This is a genomic window from Hymenobacter volaticus, from assembly GCF_022921055.1.
Classification (GTDB): Bacteria; Bacteroidota; Bacteroidia; order Cytophagales; family Hymenobacteraceae; genus Hymenobacter; species Hymenobacter volaticus.
Map to the genome: position 1 here is coordinate 2291351 of NZ_CP095061.1, position 19975 is coordinate 2311325.

Annotated in this window: 18 protein-coding genes and 2 pseudogenes; 6 read left to right on the forward strand and 14 right to left on the reverse strand. The window is 53.0% G+C overall.

Features of this window, described 5'->3' with window-relative positions; genetic code table 11:
• Positions 1 to 11 precede the first annotated feature (11 nt).
• Positions 12 to 989, forward strand: a complete 978-nt coding sequence (locus MUN86_RS09860) for an acyl-ACP desaturase (protein ID WP_245124766.1) — start codon at positions 12 to 14, stop codon at positions 987 to 989.
• Between the two features lie 82 nt (positions 990 to 1071).
• On the opposite strand, the gene MUN86_RS09865 is transcribed toward MUN86_RS09860, so the two are convergent.
• The 3 genes from MUN86_RS09865 to MUN86_RS09875 all read right to left on the reverse strand — a co-directional run bounded on the left by MUN86_RS09865 (position 1072) and on the right by MUN86_RS09875 (position 3019).
• Positions 1072 to 1719, reverse strand: a complete 648-nt coding sequence (locus MUN86_RS09865) for a hypothetical protein (protein WP_245124769.1) — start codon at positions 1717 to 1719, stop codon at positions 1072 to 1074.
• Between the two features lie 298 nt (positions 1720 to 2017).
• Positions 2018 to 2635: a PliI family lysozyme inhibitor of I-type lysozyme gene (locus MUN86_RS09870; protein ID WP_245124771.1), complete on the reverse strand. Its 618-nt coding sequence runs from the start codon at positions 2633 to 2635 to the stop codon at positions 2018 to 2020.
• 102 nt (positions 2636 to 2737) lie between these two features.
• On the reverse strand, positions 2738 to 3019 hold the full coding sequence (locus MUN86_RS09875; RefSeq protein ID WP_245124774.1) for a DUF427 domain-containing protein: 282 nt from the start codon (positions 3017 to 3019) through the stop codon (positions 2738 to 2740).
• A 181-nt stretch (positions 3020 to 3200) separates the two neighbouring features.
• Between MUN86_RS09875 and MUN86_RS09880 the strand changes: the two genes are divergently transcribed.
• The gene (locus tag MUN86_RS09880) at positions 3201 to 4307 is read left to right on the forward strand and encodes a vWA domain-containing protein (protein ID WP_245124777.1); all 1107 of its coding nucleotides are present in this window, start codon (positions 3201 to 3203) and stop codon (positions 4305 to 4307) included.
• Positions 4308 to 4383: 76 nt separating this feature from the next.
• On the opposite strand, the gene MUN86_RS09885 is transcribed toward MUN86_RS09880, so the two are convergent.
• Positions 4384 to 5292 carry a c-type cytochrome gene (locus tag MUN86_RS09885; protein ID WP_245124779.1) on the reverse strand — a complete coding sequence of 303 codons (909 nt, stop codon included), beginning with the start codon at positions 5290 to 5292 and terminating at the stop codon, positions 4384 to 4386.
• Positions 5293 to 5536: 244 nt separating this feature from the next.
• Between MUN86_RS09885 and MUN86_RS09890 the strand changes: the two genes are divergently transcribed.
• Positions 5537 to 7066, forward strand: a complete 1530-nt coding sequence (locus MUN86_RS09890; protein ID WP_245124782.1) for a sigma 54-interacting transcriptional regulator — start codon at positions 5537 to 5539, stop codon at positions 7064 to 7066.
• 224 nt (positions 7067 to 7290) lie between these two features.
• Here MUN86_RS09890 and MUN86_RS09895 read toward each other — a convergent pair whose 3' ends face one another.
• A complete protein-coding gene (locus MUN86_RS09895) occupies positions 7291 to 7749 on the reverse strand; it encodes a peptidylprolyl isomerase (protein ID WP_245124784.1) in 459 nt (152 codons plus the stop codon).
• A gap of 196 nt (positions 7750 to 7945) precedes the next feature.
• Here MUN86_RS09895 and MUN86_RS09900 point away from each other — a divergent pair, with 196 nt between their 5' ends.
• Entirely contained in the window at positions 7946 to 8608 is a 663-nt protein-coding gene (locus MUN86_RS09900; protein ID WP_245124787.1) for a fasciclin domain-containing protein, read from the forward strand.
• A 76-nt stretch (positions 8609 to 8684) separates the two neighbouring features.
• Here the strand turns inward: MUN86_RS09900 and MUN86_RS09905 are convergent, their stop codons facing one another.
• From MUN86_RS09905 to MUN86_RS31720, 6 genes and pseudogenes are all read right to left on the reverse strand, one after another.
• Positions 8685 to 9563, reverse strand: a complete 879-nt coding sequence (locus tag MUN86_RS09905; RefSeq protein WP_245124790.1) for an NAD(P)-dependent oxidoreductase — start codon at positions 9561 to 9563, stop codon at positions 8685 to 8687.
• Between the two features lie 113 nt (positions 9564 to 9676).
• Positions 9677 to 10603: a ribosome small subunit-dependent GTPase A gene (gene rsgA, locus MUN86_RS09910; protein WP_245124793.1), complete on the reverse strand. Its 927-nt coding sequence runs from the start codon at positions 10601 to 10603 to the stop codon at positions 9677 to 9679.
• A 113-nt stretch (positions 10604 to 10716) separates the two neighbouring features.
• The gene (locus tag MUN86_RS09915) at positions 10717 to 11970 is read right to left on the reverse strand and encodes a 3-deoxy-D-manno-octulosonic acid transferase (RefSeq protein WP_245124795.1); all 1254 of its coding nucleotides are present in this window, start codon (positions 11968 to 11970) and stop codon (positions 10717 to 10719) included.
• Between the two features lie 165 nt (positions 11971 to 12135).
• Positions 12136 to 12767, reverse strand: a pseudogene (locus tag MUN86_RS09920) (peroxiredoxin).
• Positions 12768 to 12973: 206 nt separating this feature from the next.
• Complete coding sequence (locus MUN86_RS09925; RefSeq protein ID WP_311181877.1) at positions 12974 to 13819, reverse strand: amino acid kinase family protein; 846 nt, start codon at positions 13817 to 13819, stop codon at positions 12974 to 12976.
• Positions 13747 to 14259: pseudogene (locus MUN86_RS31720) on the reverse strand (amino acid kinase family protein); the annotation flags it as partial. The gene MUN86_RS09925 and the pseudogene MUN86_RS31720, both read right to left, overlap by 73 nt.
• Before the next feature lie 164 nt (positions 14260 to 14423).
• On the opposite strand from MUN86_RS31720, the gene fbp reads away from it, so the two are divergent.
• On the forward strand, positions 14424 to 15446 hold the full coding sequence (fbp, locus tag MUN86_RS09930) for a class 1 fructose-bisphosphatase (protein ID WP_245124798.1): 1023 nt from the start codon (positions 14424 to 14426) through the stop codon (positions 15444 to 15446).
• Positions 15447 to 15525: 79 nt separating this feature from the next.
• Here the strand turns inward: fbp and MUN86_RS09935 are convergent, their stop codons facing one another.
• The 3 genes from MUN86_RS09935 to yihA all read right to left on the reverse strand — a co-directional run bounded on the left by MUN86_RS09935 (position 15526) and on the right by yihA (position 17259).
• On the reverse strand, positions 15526 to 16065 hold the full coding sequence (locus tag MUN86_RS09935) for a DUF5606 family protein (protein ID WP_245124801.1): 540 nt from the start codon (positions 16063 to 16065) through the stop codon (positions 15526 to 15528).
• Between the two features lie 31 nt (positions 16066 to 16096).
• Positions 16097 to 16564 (reverse strand): energy transducer TonB, encoded by a 468-nt coding sequence (locus MUN86_RS09940; RefSeq protein WP_245124803.1) that lies wholly within the window; start codon positions 16562 to 16564, stop codon positions 16097 to 16099.
• A 77-nt stretch (positions 16565 to 16641) separates the two neighbouring features.
• Entirely contained in the window at positions 16642 to 17259 is a 618-nt protein-coding gene (yihA, locus tag MUN86_RS09945) for a ribosome biogenesis GTP-binding protein YihA/YsxC (protein ID WP_245124807.1), read from the reverse strand.
• A 458-nt stretch (positions 17260 to 17717) separates the two neighbouring features.
• Here yihA and MUN86_RS09950 point away from each other — a divergent pair, with 458 nt between their 5' ends.
• The gene (locus MUN86_RS09950; protein WP_245124810.1) at positions 17718 to 19970 is read left to right on the forward strand and encodes an OmpA family protein; all 2253 of its coding nucleotides are present in this window, start codon (positions 17718 to 17720) and stop codon (positions 19968 to 19970) included.
• The last annotated feature ends 5 nt before the right edge of the window (positions 19971 to 19975 follow it).

Sequence of the window (19975 nt, forward strand, 5' to 3'; positions counted from 1 at the left end):
CCTACAACACCATGATTGCGACCGTCACTTCCCGCAGCGAGGTTCTCAAGCACATCGAACCATTTCTTCGCAACAATCTCGGTACGTTTCTGAAGAGCGTCGAGGATAGCTGGCAGCCTTCTGATTTTCTGCCCGATTCGCGGCTCGATACTTTCTTCGATGAAGTGAAGCTGCTTCGCGAGCGAGCCGGTGAGCTTAGCTACGATTTGTTGGCCGTGCTTATCGGGGATACCATTACCGAAGAGGCCCTGCCCAACTACGAGGCCTGGTTTCATGAGCTTGATGACCTAGACCGTGACCGTGACAACGGCTGGGCCCAGTGGATTCGGGGCTGGACGGCCGAGGAAAACCGCCACGGCGACTTGCTTAACCGTTACCTCTACCTCAGCGGACGCGTAAACATGCGCGAGTTCGAGGCCAGCACGCAGCACCTCATTGCCGACGGCTTCGACCTCGGCACCGCCCACGACCCGTACCGGGCATTTGTGTACACTAGCTACCAAGAAGCGGCCACCAACCTCTCGCACCGCCGCGTAGGTACCCTGGCCCGCAAGGCCGGCGACGCTTCGTTGTCTAAGCTTTGCGGCATGATTGCCGGCGACGAAGCCCGCCACGCCCGCGTGTACCAGACGTTTGTAGAAAAGATCTTCGAAGTAGACCCGTCGGAAATGATGCTGGCCTTCGAGGACATGATGCGCAAGAAAATTGTAATGCCTGCTCACTACATGCGGGAATTAGGCGTCGAGATGGGCAAAACCTTTGGGCACTTCACCGATGCCGCGCAGCGTCTTGGCGTGTATACCAGCCAAGACTACACCGACATTCTGGAAGGCTTAATCACTACCTGGAAAGTCGACCAAGCAACTGGGCTCAACAGCGCCGCCGAAAAAGCTCGTGATTACATCATGGCCCTACCCAACCGTCTGCGCCGCGTTGCCGACCGAATGCCGGTGCCGAAGTTGGAGTACAAATTCAAGTGGATCGAGTAGAGCTTAGTATTATTGACCCAGGCACAAAAAATCCCCCGTAACGCTGCGTTACGGGGGATTTTTGTGCTTGGGTCAATAACCTTTACGGTTGGCCATCCATCACTTGGCCCATTACCCATTTGCCGCTGGGGTCCAGCTTGTAGGTAATAGTGCGCGAACCAGGAGTTGTGGTGGTAGTAGCAGCCGCACCATCTGTCGACGCAGCCGAAGCAGTGCCATCCGTTACGGGGAACGTGCGGCTCAGCATGTTGTTGCTCAGCATGTACGTGTCTTTTCCCGCGTAGCCTACAGCAGCAGGGCCCGTAATCAAGCCAGGGCCAATGATGGGGGTATACGCTCGATCTGAAAATTCGTAGCCGTAGAAACCGCCATTGGCCGTGGAAGCATCGGTGAAGATGTAGATTTCCGGTTTGCCGTTGCCGTTCAAGTCACCTGTCACCGCTTCCCGTACAGCACCGTTGATGTCGAGGCGCACAGGCTCAGTGGTGAGGGCGGCGCCGCGGTAAGAGCGGATGGTAAGTTGCCGCTGAGCTTCAGAACCGGTGGTGCGAATCTCAAAACGTGCATTACCTTGCGTCAGGTCCCTGGAAAAGCTAACTGGCTCGGTAGCCACTGTGCTTTCCACCGTCGACATTTGAGTTGAAGTGTCTTCAACAATGCCTCGTGAAGAGTCGCAGGCAGTGGCTGCCACAACCGAGGCGCTAAGTAACACTAGAACACGTGCTTTCATGATAATATGGTTAGGGAAGAGTGGACGTGGGAGTAAGTCTGTTGTAGAGATAAAACCCTTGGTGGGTAGGAGGGCAGCAGGAAAGAATGAAGAAGTAATCAGCCGGTCTTTTCTCCTCTGCACTATCTGGTTCGGCGCATCAAAATATCGGCGCAAGGTATTATATTCTATCTGAAATACAAATTCTTACCGTGCAAACACGCGGCTAAAACAAGCGAAATACGTGGTTGAATAATCTCCTGTATGATGTACAGACAAAGATTCGTTATTAATAATCTGGGTTTATTGCAATCTAGCCTCAACGCGTTTGATTCCTATAGTTGACCTGCTGAAATACGGTGCTGCCAGTTGGCAGCTTGTACAACACAGAGCGTTGTCCACCACTCGGGCAGCAGTTAGGATCGGCGTCAAGGAATATCGGAAAAGTACGGACCACCTCTTGGCCTTCGACCTTGAAGGTATCGTGGCCTTGGTAGCCTTTAGCGGCAGCGCCGCTGAGTTCGGGTAATGAAAGGGCACGGCGGCCCTGATCGTTGAATTCATAGCCGAGAAGCTGCCCGTAGGAGCCACTGCCTGCGTCGGCGATAAACACTAATAGTTCCGGAGAGTCGTCGTTGTTGAGGTTCGTAACAACAGCATCCTCAACGGTGCCTTCTACTGTCTGCGTGTTGGTAACTAGCTCCCGACCGTTTTTTTCAACTCGTAACTCCATTTGGCGCTGCGTGCCTTCGCCTGTAGTTTGCAGCACAAATCGGTGGGCGCCTTCGCGCAGTTCCTTCCGAAAGCTGACTGGAGTAGCTGTAGCAATAGGGGTGGCCGTTGCGCGCAAAGTAGCCGGGTCCGACGCCTCGGTAGCTCGGGGAGCATCGCAGGCCATCAGTGAAACCAGAAGCAGTGAAACAACAGGCGCTTTCATAAAAAATGCAGTAGAACGCCAGCTACTTTTGTGCCGGTGTTCTACTGCATTTACTGCTTCGTTCAGCAGGAAGTTGCAACTATGGCTGTATTATTATGGGTGCTAGGCCGTTACCTGTACACCTTTCCAAAACGCCACGCGCCCCTGGATCTGCTGGGCAGCTTCTTTGGGCTCGGGGTAGAACCACGCCGCATCTTTGTTTAGCTCGCCATTCACGCGAAGGGAGTAATAGCTGGCCCGTCCTTTCCAAGGACAACTGGTGTGCGCGATGCTGTCCTCGAAAAATTCTTTCTTGATAGAATCGGCCGGGAAATAATGGTTGTTTTCAACCACTACGGTGTCATTGCTTTCGGCCACGACGGTATTGTTCCAAATTGCTTTCATAGATGTAAATTTTATTGTTGAATCTTCGCTTTCAAACGTTGTCGTCTAGGCCATATGCGTCTTCTAAGAGGCAGAAGGCCATATAGGGCTGTGGCTACATAGTGTAACTCGACGCATAAACCACGACAATCCAAAAACTAACTTTCCCTGCCCGTTGTTCTGACAACTCAACCCTTTTCCTATGTCCGCAGGCTTCCGTTTCCTAGATTTTGTGCCCGAAGAGTCGTCCGAGAAAGGCTTCGACTCTTTGTTTAAGATATTTATGCAACTCATCACCATCACGTCGGGTGATGTAGCCGAAACGCTTTCTTGGCTCAATGAGCTAGACAAGCAGTACGGCCTCACCGACGATGACTACGGGATGGGCGACTTCATCGAAGATCTCAAGAAAAAAGGCTACATCGATGAAGATCCTCAGAAGGAGGGTGCCTTCAACATCACGGCCAAAAGTGAGCAGCAAATTCGCAAAAGCTCGCTCGAAGAAATCTTTGGCAAGCTAAAAAAATCGGGGCAAGGCAACCACCGTACCCCGCACACCGGCCAAGGCGACGAGCAAAGCACCGACATGCGCGAATTCCGGTTTGGCGACTCGCTGGACCAAATTTCCATGACCGAGTCGATCCGCAACGCTCAACTCAATCATGGCTTGTCTGATGAGTTCATGCTTTCGGAAGGCGACTTGGAAGTGCGTGAAAACGAGCACAAGAGCCAAACCAGCACCGTGCTCATGATCGACATTTCGCACTCCATGATTTTGTACGGCGAGGACCGCATCACGCCGGCCAAGAAAGTGGCCATGGCCCTGGCCGAGCTAGTAAAGCAGAAGTACCCCAAAGACACGCTCGACGTGCTGGTATTCGGCAACGATGCTTGGCAGATTGAAGTGAAAGACCTGCCATACCTGCAAGTTGGACCATACCACACCAACACTGTAGCCGGCTTGGAACTGGCATTGGATCTGTTGCGTAAGCGCAAAACGCCAAACAAGCAGATCTTTATGATCACCGACGGTAAGCCAACCTGCTTGAAGGAGCCCGCCGGTGGGTACTACAAAAACAGCTTTGGGTTGGACCGCAAAGTGGTCAACAAAACCCTGAACCTGGCTGCTGCTGCCCGTCGCCTCAAGGTGCCCATCACTACGTTCATGATTGCCTCCGACCCTTATCTGAAGCAATTCGTGAATGAGTTTACGGAGGTCAATCAAGGCAAAGCCTACTATTCTTCACTGAAAGGCTTAGGCCACATGATCTTTGAAGACTACAAGCGCAACCGCCGCAAGACGCTCTAACACATTGGAGTGACAGGATAAGAGGCTCGCTTTTCTTCTTTAATCGAGGAGGAAAACGAGCCTCTTACTTTTGTATTCATTTAGCTGCAACCGCGCCATCGGTTTCCCGATTAGGGCGCTTGATTTGCGGTACGGTTTGCAGATAAGCAAAAATAGCGTGCGCCTCTTCGTCGCTCATTAGTGTGAAACGAGGCATAGGTGCCCGCACCGGGTGGCGGGAGGAAATTCCGTATTTCACAGCGCGGGTAAATTCTTCTTCTGTCCAGTCGCCAAGGCCAGTTTCAAGATCCATGGTTAGGTTGCGCGACGTGATGGTACTGCCGTTAGTGGTAATGAACTCGTTGCCACCGCCGAGGTAGCCTTCCGATTTTTCAGGCTCCAATAAGTTGTTGGTTTGAAAGCTTTGAGAATGACAATCGTAGCAGAGGTAACGCGCTGTAACCAAATATCGGCCTAGCGCCACAGGGCTGGTAGCCGCGGGTTCCACGATGGCCTTTGCAGGTAAGGGAGCGGGCTTCATCACTGTATGCGTTAGCGCTTTGGATAGAAACGACGGTTCTTGCGGGCGTGAGGCAACGGCTTTGGGCTGCACCCAATCATGATTCGAGCGCAAAAACACCACCAAGCTGTTGATGTCCTCATCCGACATATGCACAAATTTGGGCATCACTAAGCGGTAGCGTCCGTCGCGCCCGATACCGGTGCGTAACAAAGCAATAAGCTCGGCATCAGTCCAGCGGCCGATACCGTGGGTGGGGTCATGCGTGATGTTGGAGGCGTATAGCTTACCAAACTCTGGCGGTAAATCAGCCATAGGACCTCCGGTTAGGCTTCGGCTGGTTTTGTCGAGGTGGCAATCGGCGCACATAGATACCGCTAGCTTTTCGCCTTGTGCCAAGCGCGCTGGCGTTGCCGTTATTTCCTGAGCCGGTACTTTCGGAACAGCGTATGTAGGGACACCTCGCACGTTTATGAACAGTGCCAATGCAGCTGCAAGCACGACTATTGCTGCCACGCAAACCCCAACTACTCGTATAATTTTTCTCATCTTGCTTTTGACTTTTCAGTTATTACAAGACTACATAACCTACTGCTAAATAGGTATCACATAATGATGTGAGGTCACTTGGCTAATGGCGGCGGCTTTACTAGTTACATTTCGCCTGAACCTCTGCCGCATCTTAGCGGTTAAACAATTTGGGGCCTATACACCCCCGTCACAACTCCCGATGAAACAAGAATCTATTCGTACGCTGGGCCAGCTCCGGGCCAGCGGGTATCAGCCGCGCTCCGTTAAACAAGAACTGCGCGACAATCTGATTGCCAAGCTGCAAAGTAAGACTGAAGTGTTTCCGGGCATCTATGGCTACGAGGAAACCGTTATTCCCGACCTACAACGCGCCATTCTGGCCGGTCACCACATCAACCTACTCGGCTTGCGTGGGCAGGCCAAAACCCGCATTGCTCGTTTGCTGGTAGGTTTGCTCGACGAGTATATCCCGGTCGTGGAAGGCTCAGAGCTCAACGACGACCCGTTGCAGCCGTTATCGGTGTTTGCGAAAAACTTGATAGCCGAGCATGGCGACAACGCGCCCGTGAGCTGGATGCACCGCGACGAGCGCTACACTGAGAAGCTTGCCACTCCCGACGTATCCGTGGCCGACCTTATCGGCGACGCCGACCCTATCAAAGCGGCTACGCTTAAGTTGCCTTACAGCGACGAGCGGGTAATTCACTTCGGCCTGATTCCGCGGGCACACCGTGGCATTTTCGTGATCAACGAACTGCCCGATTTGCAACCCCGCATCCAGGTGTCGCTCTTCAATATTTTGCAGGAAGGCGACATTCAAATTCGCGGTTTCAAGGTGCGGCTACCGCTGGATTTGCAGTTCGTATTCACGGCCAACCCCGAGGACTACACCAACCGTGGTTCCATCGTGACGCCGCTCAAGGACCGTATCGACGCTCAGATCATCACGCACTATCCGAAATCTATCGAAATCGGAAAGCGCATTACCAAGCAAGAGGCTCGCATCAAGCAAGAGCAGCGCGGTTTGGTAACCACCAATGAAATTGTGCACGACTTGGTGGAGCAAGTGGCCGTTGAAGCGCGTGCCTCCGAGTTTGTAGACGCCAAGAGTGGTGTATCAGCCCGTCTTACCATCTCAGCCTACGAGCAAGTGGTGGCCGGCGCTGAGCGGCGTGCCCTTATCAATGGCGAGAAAAAAACGTACGTACGTGTAGGTGACTTTATTTCGGCTGTGCCTGCTGTAACCGGTAAGGTCGAACTGGTATATGAAGGCGAGCAGGAGGGAGCTGGCATCGTGGCTGAAAAGCTAATGGGCAAAGCCATCCGTACGTTGTTCCTGAACTACTTCCCTGACCCCGACAAAGCCAAGAAGCTGAAGAACCGCATCAGCCCTTACAAAACGGTGCAGGAGTGGTTTGGTAGTGGCAACACTGTTGATGTTTTGCACGATGCCTCGGACAAGGACTACCGCGCCGCCCTCGACCAAGTGCCCGGTTTGCGCGACATTGTGAAGGAGTTGCACCCCAATGGAGACAAGGACGCCACCTATTTCCTGATGGAGTTCCTGCTCCACGGCTTAGCTGAGTACAGCTTGATTTCTCGCAACCGCCTAACCGCCGGTGCGCAGTTCAAGGACCTGCTTTCCTCGATGTTCACCATGCCGAGCTTCGGCGAGGATGACGACGATGAGGACGAAGACGAGCGCCCACAGCGCGGCCGGAGACGGTAGACCAGAGTAACTGCTAATAAAACAGCCGCTTCAGTTTGGAGCGGCTGTTTTGTTGAGGTGTAGTTGAGTAACTAGAGTCACAGGATTTATCAGCTTCAGCTGCATCCCTAGCGGCTTTCAAACGCGTTTCTCGCAGTTACGACTCTTATCCAACTAACAGAAAAAGAAAACCGTCCGGCACCTAGGGTGTCAGACGGTTTAAATGAGGTAGAGCAAGTGAGCTACTACTCTTCGCTTACCACGATTTTCTGAATGTCGTCGTTTGGGCGGATAGCGTCAATCACTTCCAAGCCTTCCACCACTTTACCGAATACGGTGTGGTTGCGGTCGAGGTGAGCCGTATTCTGGCGGTCGTGGACGATGAAGAACTGGCTGCCACCCGTGTTACGGCCAGCGTGCGCCATGCTCAATGCGCCGCGCTCGTGGTACTGGTGGTCGCCGGTTAGCTCGCAGTCGATTTTGTAACCGGGGCCACCGGTGCCAGCCATGCCTTTAGATCCTTCGCGCGAGTTAGGACAGCCGCCCTGAATCACGAAGTTGGGAATAACACGGTGAAACTTCAGGCCATCGTAGAAGCCTTTCTTAGCCAAGTCGGTGAAGTTTTTTACGGTGTTAGGAGCGTCTTGCTCGTAGAACTCCACTTTCATCACACCACGGTTGGTGTGGATTTCGGCAGTTTTCATAATTGTGGGAAACGGACAGATAGAACGAACACTTAAGCGTAGTAAGTGTCAGCCGACAAATGTCGGCCTGACGCAAAGGTAGCCATTTTGAAATCGGTGAAACATCCGGTTACTCGGGGAGTTTCGTAGCATATTTGTGCCTTGCAAGGTTGCAAGCACGCATGTGTCCATCCAACTAACTTTTGTTCTGTACTTTATGACGAATTCTCTGCGCACTGCTTCTTTGGGGTTGCTGTCGGCGAGCCTGCTTACGTTTGGCCTCAGCAGCTGTGGCGACAACAAAACTGCGGAAACTGCCACTTCTACCACGCCCGATACCGCCACCACCGTTGATTCGGCGGCTTTGATGTCGGATTCGGCGCGCATGGCTAAGCCCGGAGGCGTAGTGGTGGACGGCGTGCCCATGACCCCAGACAAAACCATCGTGCAGAATGCCGTGCAAGCCAGCAGCGTAACTACCCTAGTGAAGGCTGTGCAAGCCGCTGGCCTCGATGGTACGCTGAGCGGTGCAGGGCCGTTTACGGTCTTTGCACCCAACAACGCTGCCTTCGACAAGCTGCCCAAAGGCGCCCTTGATGGCTTGCTCAAGCCAGAAAGCAAAGAGAAGCTGAAAGGCGTGCTCACTTATCACGTTATTGCGGGCCGCTTGTTGGCGCAAGATCTTAGAGACGGTCAGCAACTTACAACTGTAAACGGGCAGAAACTGACCATTAGCGTGAAGGATGGCAAAGTAATGGTAAGCAACGGCACCGATGCCCCGCCGCCGTGCAAACCCCCGACGTCATATCCAGCAATGGCGTTACACACATCATCGACGGTGTGGTGTTGCCGAAAGAGGAATAGCTTGTTTTGCGTTTAAATACAAGAGAGCCCGGTTGCTACTAGCAGCCGGGCTCTTTGTTTTAAGCTAGAAGTGCTATGTCTGGTCTTAATGTCTACAGGCCGGCATTTTCTGCTACTCGCTCCGCGAAGCCTGCCCAGTCTACGTCTTCCTTTTTCGCCACAGTTGCTGAAAGCTGATCGAAGATGATGTTGGCGAAGGGCATTGGCACTACGTGCGTGCGGGCCTCATCGAGCACTAAGCGCAGGTCTTTACGAATGATAGCGGGCGCAGCGCCTACGGGCTGGTAGTGTCGTTCGGCCACCAACTTGCCGTAACTTTTATAGACGGGCAGGTTGAAGAGGGTAGTCGTAAAGAACTCGTAAACCTGCTGCCGTTCGAGGCCGCTTTTTTGGGCTAGCGTGAAGGCCTCGGCCATGGCTTGAATGGCGGCGCCAAGCATAAAGTTGCCGCATAGCTTGATAACGTTGGCGGCCCCAGGATCGGGACCAAAATCTTGAGCACTGCCTTGGCCTAACACCTCAAGCACGGGCCTCAAGGTTTGCTTGGCGCCCTCGTCGCCCGCCATAACCAGCCAGAGTTTGGCGGCCGCCGCTGCTTCGGGTTTGCCAAACACCGGCGTCGCCACTAAATGCGACCCATGCCGGGCATGCTCTTCCGCCAGCCGGCGGTTGGTATCAGGAGCAACGGTGCTGCACGACGCATGAATAGCCCCTTGGGCAAGCGCTGGTAAGAACCCATAGGGGCCGGTGCACAAGGCTTGCAAGGCTGCATCGTCGGTTACCATCGAGAAGGCAATAGCGGCATCTTGTACTGCTTGCGCAGGAGTAGCCGCCACCGTGGCGCCGAGTTTTTCGAGGGGTGCCGCTTTGCTGGCCGTTCGGTTGTAGACGGTAAGCTCATGGCCGGCGTTCAGCAGGTTAGTGGCCATAGCTTCACCCATATTGCCAAGGCCTAGAAATGCAATTTTCATGAATTGAGGTTGTGATATTGAGATGGTGTGCGTTTGACGCTCCGCTTTTCCTAGTTATGCAAAGTGTGCACTGGTCTGTGCACACAGCGTGTCAAACTCATTACTTCACAACCTCACCGGCGGTTATCATCAGCTTCGAGCATGCTCACGTAGCTGTCGTAGCGGGGGAGGGCTATCTTGCCTTTGTCTACGGCTTCGCGCACGGCGCAACCTGGTTCGTGGGTGTGCTGGCAATTGTGGTAGCGGCATTGATTGAGCAAGGCGCGCATCTCGGGGAAAAAGTGCGCTAGTTCGCCTGCTTTCACATCAACTAAGCCTAGCTCCTTGATGCCAGGCGTATCAATAATGAAGGTGCCGGGTCGCACTTCCAGCATCTCGGCAAATGTGGTGGTATGCACACCCTTGTCGGAAAACTCGCTGATTTCAGCGGTTTTGATGTCGAGGTCAGGCACCAGGGTATTGATGAGCGTGCTTTTACCGACTCCCGAGTGGCCAGAAAGCAGGGTAGTACGGCCTTCCAGCAGTTCATCGATAGCCGCTATTCCCTCACCCGTATGGGCCGAGCAACGAAGTCCAGGGTAGCCTATCCGCTGATACATCTCCTGAATTTGCCCTTGATAGTCGTTCAGGTCGTCGTCGTAGAGGTCGGTTTTATTGAAAATCAGCGTTACCGGGATGCTGTATGCCTCGGCCGTCACCAGGAACCGGTCGATAAAGCCAAACGACGTAGCAGGAGAGGCCAGCGTCACTACTAGCATCGCCAAGTCGAGGTTGGCGGCTACAATGTGCGCGTGCTCGGTTTTGTGCACCGAGCGGCGGATAATGTAGTTGCGGCGCGGTTCGATGTGGTGAATCACACCCGCGCCTTCCGTTTGTTCTTCCACCGTAAATTCCACTTGGTCGCCTACGGCCAGCGGATTGCTCACCTTCAAGCCTTTCATCTTAAACTTGCCCCGCAGCCGGCACCGGTGCAACTGCCCCGAGCCAATCTCGCGCACCACGTACCACGAGCCAGTAGATTTAACAATGGTTCCGGTCATACTAGAGTAACTGAGTAAGGGTATAACTAAGTGAAGAGTAACCTGCTATGGAGGTGCCTGAGGAAGTTGTTCGAGACGGATAGTTCCCAAACAGTTCGCTCAGACGTGTTCAGCTACTCCGTCACTCCTTGCACAGCAAGCCACTGCATGATCTTGCTGGTAGCGCCGCTGTGGTCGTGTACGTAATCCAAACTCAGGTCTTGTACGGTAAGGCGTAATGCTTCGCGGTGAAAAAGTGGGGCAAATGCTTTCAGTAACTCCTCGGCGGAAGTAACTGGAAACGCGCAACCGAGCGCCACCAAGTCCTGCGCCTCCTGAAACTTGTGGTACGTAGGGCCAAAAAACAGCGGCAAACCAAATGCCGCCGCCTCCAGCGTATTGTGTAATCCCTTGCCGAAAGCCCCACCGATATACGCGTAGTGGCCGAACCGGTACAACTGATTCAATAGTCCTACGTTGTCGATGAGCAGTACCCGAGCTGCGGTAACAGTGTCCTTGTCAGTGCGAGAGTAACGCACTACCCTGCCCGGTAGCACTTCCTCCACCAACCGCAGATTAGTTTCGCTGATTTCGTGGGGTGCCACAATGAAACGCATCTTTTCCTGGTATTGCCGGAGCAACGGCGTCAGCGCTGGCAAATCTTCGGGCCATGAGCTACCGATGATGAACACCGGCACCCAATCGTTGACGAAAGCATCTAGGAGTGGCAAATCCCGCGGTGGGGCGGCGGCCGTGCGCACCACGGTATCAAAACGCGTATCGCCGGCTACGCCGGCCTGCGGTACTCCTATGGTGCGCAGCATTTCCACCGAAGCTTGGTTCTGGGTGAAGATATGAGTGAAATTGCGCAGCATCTGCCGGTGGAAACTACCCCAAGGCCGAAAATATATCTGCTTAGGCCAGAAAATGGCCGATACGCAAATAGTAGGTACGTGCTGTCGCTTGAGTTCTGTTAAGAAGTAGTGCCAAAATTCGTACTTCACGAAAACAGCTAACCGGGGCCGCACCGCCGCCATAAACAAGCGGGCATTGTCGGCCGTGTCTAGAGGGAGGTAGAACACATAGGCCGCTCCCGGCCAGTTTTTGCGCACTTCGTAGCCCGAAGCCGAGAAGAAAGTCAGGACTATTTTGTGGCTCGGATACTGCTGCGCGTACGCCTCCATCAAGGGCCGGCCCTGCTCAAATTCACCGAGTGAGGCGCAGTGAAACCAAGCCAGCGGAGCCGTCTCGGCTTGTAAAGCCTGTTGAATGCGCGGCAGCAAATTGCGCTGCCCTTGTACCCACCGCGCCGCCTTCGGCACAAAGGGCGAGACCAGCCGCAGTAGCAGCGCATACAGGTGTAAGGAAACTATATACAGGAAATGCAAAAGAAGTTGTAGTTGCTAGGTGTAAGCTTCTGATTCCAGCCAGCAAGACATTGCGTAAGCTCAGCAACCAGAAAGCCGCGCAAAAGTACAGCTAACAACCACTAATCGGTTTCTGACGGTCAATTGCTAGTAGCTGACCGTCAGAAACCAACTAAGAATCAACGCTTAATGAGGTTTGCCCAGAAACTTGGCTAGGCCTTCACGGGTAGGAGGTAAGGCCTGTTCGCCGGGTTTCCAACCCGCGGGGCACACCTCGCCTTTCGTCTCGAAATGCTGCAGGGCGTCCACCATGCGCAGCGCTTCTTCTACGTTCCGGCCCAGCGGCCCATCATTCACTACCTGATGCCGGACAATACCGTCTCGGTCAATTAAAAACAGGCCCCGGTACGCCAGCGGAATTCCGACAAATACCATCTCGCCGGACTCGTTGTAGTCATAGCGGCCCCGAGTACATCGTAGTTGGCCGAAATAGTTTTGCTGGCATCGGCTACCAGAGGATACGTAATACCCATGATGCCTCCTTCTTCGCGTGGGGTTTGCAGCCAGGCTAAGTGCGTGTAGCGCGTGTCAGTAGAGCAGCCCACAATGGCTACTCCTCTCGCCTCGAATTCAGTTAAATGTTCTTGGAAGGCAAGAATTTCGGTGGGGCAAACAAACGCGAAATCAGCCGAATAAAAGAAAAAGATGACGTGCTTTTTGCCCAAATAACGGTCGAGCGAGAAATCTTCCTCGAACTCGCCGTTGATAACGGCGGGAGCTTTAAAAGAGGGAGCACGCTTGCCTACAAGAACTGCCATGTTTCTAAAAATTTAAATGGTTGAGGTGAGAGAGTGAGGATGGCAAGAGAGCAGATAGCTATTGTGTAAGTGAGCGGTGAGGAGCAGGGTCAAATCATTAGATACGAATGCCCCGCTGTCCACCACAAACTATCTGCATCAAGTTCCCTGCTATACGGCACTCAACAAAAGAGTTGGCCCCAACCACAACCCTCTTTACTCTTCAGCTATGCATTGCTGCGGCACACGAACTGAAAGGTCTGGCGGGTGCGCTGTTCCAAGAGCAGCTCTCGGCCAGTGGTAAGGCGCTGCAAACTAGCCGCATCGTAGTTCTTGATGGTGTACAGTTCCAGGTCGGTGTTGTAGTGAATCGTGAACTGCTCGCGCAACGCAGTCAGTAGCTTGTCGAGCCGGTAGGCGGAAAAGTCGGTGCAGACAGAAAAGCTGATGGCCGAGTTCTGCATCAGGTTGATTTTCAGCCGGACCTGCGCCAGCGCCCCAAAAATCACCTCCAGGTTTTCCTCGGAAATAAAGGTGAGGTCCTTGGACTCGAAAGAAATCAGACACTGGTTGATTTTACGAATGAAAGCCGGCACCAGCAGTCCATGGCGGCAGTCATGAATCTTGGTGCCCTCGGCCGTAGAATCCACAAACGACTTGACGTAGAGCGGAATCTGACGCACGGCTAATGGCTTGATGGTTTTGGGGTGAATAACCGAAGCCCCGTAGTACGCCATTTCAATGGTTTCCTGATAGCTGATTTCCGGGTAGCGCACCGTAACCTCGAAAATCTTAGGGTCGGCGTTTAGCAGCCCGGCCACGTCTTTCCAAATAGTTACGGATTCAGCTCCGAGACAATAAGCGAAGATAGCCGCGGTATAATCAGAGCCTTCCCGTCCAAGGGTGGTGGTGTGACCGCTGGCCGTGCCCCCAGAAACCCCTGCGTCACGACGGGCCCGTGAGCTAGTAGCGGAGGCACTGCCGTTGTTAGGTTGCGCTCCGTAGTAGGCCAGTCTACGCGGCCTTCCCGCCACGCGTGGTCGGTGCGCAGCAGAGTGCGGCAGTCCAGCCACTGCGCCCCGAGCGCGCTGGCCACAATTCGAGTGGCTAGCAATTCCCCAAAACTTACCACTTGGTCGTACTGCTTATCGAATTCACCGGCAGTAAGGGTCGCTAGTCGGTCGCCAAGCTGCTCTAGTAGGTGTTCTAGACTTGGGGCGGTGCTGGCAGCGGGCGTTATGTCACCGGTGGAATCGGATAGCAGTTCTTGCGCAACTGAGCGGTGAAAATCAGTGAGCTGCGTTAGCGGGGCAGCGTAATCTCGGCCGGCGTAGGCGAGTTGGAAAATATCCTCTAGCGCATTGGTGGTCTTGCCCATTGCCGACACCACGATCAACAATGGCCCGTTGGCTCCGTGTTGGCTGACTATGCTGCGAAGGTTGGTGATGGCAGCGGCATCTTTCACCGAAGCGCCACCGAACTTGTAAATTTTAAGGGATTGGGAGTGCTGCATGGCGCCAAATGTAGGAAATGGCGCTTTGTTGAGTTGCTCGATATGCGGATGTACATCCCAAGTTTGGTCTGCAAGTCGCCGTTTTAGCGAAATTTCGCTTTCCCAAGCCCGAAAAAGGGTTTAATTTTGAGCACACCCCGACCTTACATCTTCCTACATCCTATATGAACCAACACGACAAGCTGGCGCTGCCCGTTGGCACCACCCTGGACCGCTTTATCATGCGTAAGCAGGAGGACTTTCCCTACGCAACCGGAGAACTTTCTCAATTGCTTCGTGATATTGCCTTGGCCGCCAAAATCGTGAACCGCGAAATCAACCGTTCTGGCCTCATTGACATTGCCGGGGCCTATGGCAACCGCAACGTGCAAGGTGAAGACCAGCAAAAGCTTGATGTTATTGCCAACATCCGTTTCATTCGGGCGCTGCGCAATGGGGGCGAGGTGTGTACGGTTATCAGCGAGGAAGACGAAGAAGTTATTCAGACCGGCAATGTACAAGGCAAATACATCGTGGCCATTGACCCACTCGATGGCTCCTCCAACATCGACGTAAACGTGAGTATTGGTACCATCTTCAGCATCTATCGTCGTGTGTCGCCAACCGGTACGGAAGGTACTATGGCGGACTGCTTGCAAACGGGTACCAACCAAGTAGCAGCGGGCTATGTCATTTATGGCTCCAGTACCATGATGGTATATACCACTGGCAACGGCGTAAACGGCTTCACCTACGAGCCTTCATTGGGCGAATTTTTCCTCTCGCATCCCCAGATTATTACCCCCAAAACGGGTACGGTGTACTCCGTAAATGAAGGCAGTTCCTCGTCCTTCTCGCCAGGCGTAGCGGCTTTCGTTGAGCAGTGCAAGCAAGACGGCTTTTCGGCCCGCTACATCGGTTCCTTAGTAGCTGACTTCCACCGTAACTTACTTAAAGGCGGCATCTATATCTATCCGCCCACAAGTAAGTCGCCCGACGGGAAACTGCGCCTTATGTATGAGTGTAACCCCCTGGCTTTCATAGTAGAACAAGCCGGCGGCAAATCCAGCAACGGCCAGATGCGTACCATGGAAATCCGGCCCCAGGACATGCACGCCCGTTGCCCCCTATTTATTGGCTCGAAAGAACTTGTAGAGCAAGCCGAAACATTCTTGGCGCAAGAGCGACAGACGCAGCAAGTCAGCTAGAAGATAATGGATTGCATCAAAAAAGCCCGCCGGAGCAATCTGGCGGGCTTTTTTGATGCAATAAGAAAGAAACTATTGGCTACTCGTTTGAAGTAGCCTCGTCCGTCTTTTTCTTGGCTTTCGGCTTCTTAACCTGGCTCTCTTCGGCGGGAGCAGTATCAGCGGCTACGGTCGCAGCTTCGGGCTCTTCAGCAGTAGTAGGTTCTACTGTTTCAGTGGCTGGCGCTTGGTACTCCAAAGTGCTGCTCACGGCCTGATACCACTGCACCAACTTCTTGATGTCCGACATATACACCCGGTCCCGGTCGTAATCGGGAATGATTTCGCCCATGAAGGCCGTAAGGTCCCGGTCGTCGGATTTGTTGTTGACCGTTAGCGCAGTGCCGTATTTCTGATGAATCCGGTCGAAAACTTCTGTCAGGGGCACGGTTTGGTCGTAATCCTGCGTGTAAATGGAAATTTCCTGAAGCAACGATACTTTGTTGCGGGCGGAGGCCACTGAACGGGCGGCACGCGCATCCAGGCTTTCAATAATAACCCCGGCGCGGGTAGGCTTCACGAGGCGGTACAGACCGGGCATTCCGCTAATGGCGGCAATCTCCTTGAGGTCGTAGGGCATAAGTACAGTACGGTTGTTGGAAAAGGCAAAGTTACTCAGTAGCGGCGGCTTGACCCGGCGCCGACAATTTAAACACGATAGGCAAGCTGGTTAGGATGGCGTAGTCAGGCTTCTTGAACTGAAGCAACCGAACCACTCGCAGGGCTTCTTCGCCGCAGCCGCCACCAATGCCTTTTACCAGCTTTACGCCTTCTAGGGTACCACTGGTCGTGAGCGTGAAGCTTACCACGCAAGTGCCTTGAATGCGGTTACGCTTGGCCAGGATGGGGTATTTCTTTTCTTTCTCAATGAAGGCGTACATGGCATCCTGCCCACCCTCGTAGTACTCAGCAACCGGAATAGACTTATTGATGCCACCAGCCTGATGTTGTGGTGCAGCCGCGGCGGCAGGTGCTGTTTCCGGAGCGGGAGCAGCGGATTTGGGCTTAGTAGTTTGCGCAAAAACTGAAGCAGAGCCAACAAATAGACTCAGCGTTAGCGCAAAAGTGAGTTTTTTCATGAGTGGTGGAATCAAGGAAGATAGATTGGAAAACCAGGCGACAATGCGCCCGCGGTCATGGCAATTTCAGGGCCAATTTATGCATTGTGCTGTGCTTCGGCCAGCTGCCGATTTACATTCTCAATGAAAGCCAACAGTTCTTCACGACCCGTTTTTTCTTCTGCTGACGTGATAAAATGTTGTGGCACCTCATCCCAATTCTCTGACATTTTTTTCATGTAGTCGGATACTTGGAGTTGCGTACGGCTATTCGATTGTTTGTCGGCTTTTGTAAATACCATCACAAAAGGAATTCCTTCTGTGCCGAGCATTTCCATAAATTCTAAGTCAACAGTTTGCGCTGGATGGCGCGAGTCAATTAAAACGAACACGCAAGCTAAGTTGAGCCGCTGCCGCAAATAAAAATTAATCATGCGGGTCCACGCCACTCGATTTACTTTACTGGTTTTTGCGTAACCATAGCCCGGTAAATCAACCAAATACCATTGTTTATTGATAAGGAAATGGTTGATTAGCTGCGTTTTGCCTGGCAGGGAAGATGTTTTTGCCAAACCCCGCCGTTCGGTCAGCATATTGATAAGCGACGATTTGCCTACGTTAGACCGCCCGATAAACGCATATTCGGGGAGAGTGGGCGCCGGGCACTGATCAACCCGCGTATTACTCATCAAAAATTCAGCTTCACGAATTTGCATGGAACAACTAAACTAGTTTACGTACAAAGGTAGGAGGTAAGAATGCAAAAGATCGGGAATATAAATTTTCAGCTAGAACCATTGCAATATCTGAAGCCCGTCTATATTTGCGCGTTACCTAGTATTCGTAATTGTAAATAGGCTAGGCACCTATGTCCGCATAAATCTAAATTTTTATATACTCGTGTGGTAGTTGGATAAGATTAAGGCCGCATTATAAAATTTCTATCTTTGCGCGCAAATTGCTTCTTACCGCGCAAACAACCAAAACGCATTAATCTCTTAAAAGAGTTCTTTTTAGAGCTTTGCATGGCGAAAATTAGCATTCTACATTAACCCTTAGTAGGGTTTTCAGTATAACGAGGCAACTCATTTTAAACCGGCCTGGCCACTATTTGCGCCCGCAGTTTTCTCTCCAAACTCCTCCGCATCTCCTTATTCTTCAAACCCCTCCAACAATGGACAACTTAGTCAGAAGGTTATTGAAAGCCTCTTGCGCTTTCGCTCTTGCTGCCGCCGTGGCCCAGCCCGCGCTGGCTCAGAGCACACGCAAGCAGCTCAAGACCGCAAATAAGTTCTTCGAGCAAGAAAACTATCGGGCATCTATTCCTTTCTATGAACAAGTGTTGGCGAAGGAGCCTAATAATCCTCTGGCCTTGTTCCGGGCTGGTATTTCTTACATGTCGTTTGATAAGGAGAAGGCCAGCGACTATATCTACAAAGCCCAGAAGCTGAAGCCCAAGGTGTCGAAGGATGTGGAGTATTGGCTGGGCCGCGTCGACCACTTGAACTACAACTTCGACGAAGCTATTGCGCACTTTCAGGCGTACAACGTAACGCTTAAGCCCAAAGACACGCGCAAGGCCGAGCTGGCGCAGCTGATTCAGCATTCGAAAAATGCCAAGGTGCAGTTCAATAGCCCCAAGGACATCTTCGTGAAAAACCTCGGGCCAACGGTGAACACGCCGTACGCCGAGCACAGCCCCGTTATTTCAGGTGACGATAAGCTATTGCTGTTCACCTCGCGCGGCGAAAACGTGACGGGCGCCGGCAACACAGGAGACAAGAAGGGGGGTAACTTAGCTACCGATGGCGAGTACTACGAAGACATCTTCGAAACCAAGCGCATCGACGACGAAAACTGGGACAAGCCCCGGTCGTTGAGTGGTGTGCTTAATGGCAAAGGCCACGATGCATCCACCCAACTCTTCGACAATGATACGAAGCTACTTATGTATCGCCAGGATGAGAACGGCGACATCTTCTATTCGGAGAAGTCGGGCGGTGACTGGACGGCGCCTAAGAAGCTAAACCAAAACGTTAACTCGAAAGCATTCGAGTCTGACGCTTTTATTACGCCCGACGGCCTCACGATCTACTTCTCGACCGGTAAATACTCGGAAGACGGCTCACTTGATATCTACTATTCCACCCGACAAGCCGGTGGGGATTGGGGCCCAGCTAAGTCGATGGGTACGGCCATCAACACCAAGTACGATGACGACAGCCCGTACCTAAGCCGTGACGGTAAGACGCTCTATTTCTCGTCGCGCGGCCACAACACAATGGGTGGCTACGACATCTTCAAGTCGGAGTACGATTCGATTGCTAAGAGATGGGGACGCCCCGAGAACATGGGCTATCCAGTAAATACGCCCGACGATGACACGTACTACCGCTTGAGCCCAGATGGTAGCTACGCTTACCTATCGTCGTACCGCATTGGGGGCTACGGCGAAAAGGACATCTACACGATCAACTACATCAAGAACGCCACTATTCGGGGTCGGGTATTTTCGCAACGCGACAGCACCGTAATTCCGGGCGTGGAGTTGGTATTCAGTGGCACGCAAGCCGATAAAACGGCCTTGAGCTACCGCGATGTAACCAAGCCTATCACCGGCGACTACCAAGTGAGCGTGCTTTCGGGCCGTTCGTACCAAGTTGCTGTGACCAAGGATGGGACGAACATTATCACGGAAGAATTTACCGTGCCGATTTCAACCAACGATTCAACCGTTGTTGAGAAGAATTTCTACGTGCCGTACACCGACACTACGTCGCAGGTGGCCTTCAAGAACATCTACTTCGATACCGACAAGTACAAGCTACGGCCCGAGTCGATTACTGAGTTGGACAACATTAGCTCGATTCTGAAAGCTAATTCAGGCGTTAACATCTCTATCGAAGGCCACTGCGACTCTCGCAACACTGACGAGTACAACATCGTGCTGGGCCAGAACCGCGCCGATGCTGCCTACAACTACCTGAAGAAGTCGGGTATTGCCGAGACGCGGATGGTAACGGTAAGCTACGGCGAGCGTCGTCCGGCGGCGGCCAACGATTCGCCTGAGAACATGCAGCTCAACCGTCGCGTGGAGTTCCGCCCGATTGTGAAGGAAGGCGAAGCTGCTCCCGTATTGACGCCAGGTGTTGCTCCTGCAACTACTACGACCACTGGTGCTGATGCGGGCACTAGCACCTCTACTCCGGGCGCCGGCGCTACGCTTCAGCCAGGCAAAAGCAAGGCGAAGCTAGCCGATGGTACCAAGGTGAAAACCAAAGTGGATGAGGACAGCGACAAAGTGAAAGTGAAAACCAAAGGCGCTAACGACGAAAAGAGCAAGACCGTAACCAAAGACGGTGCTATCGATTCGAAGGCCAAAGATGCCAATGGCGAAAAAGTCAAAGTGAAGACCGACAACGACTAAGCGGT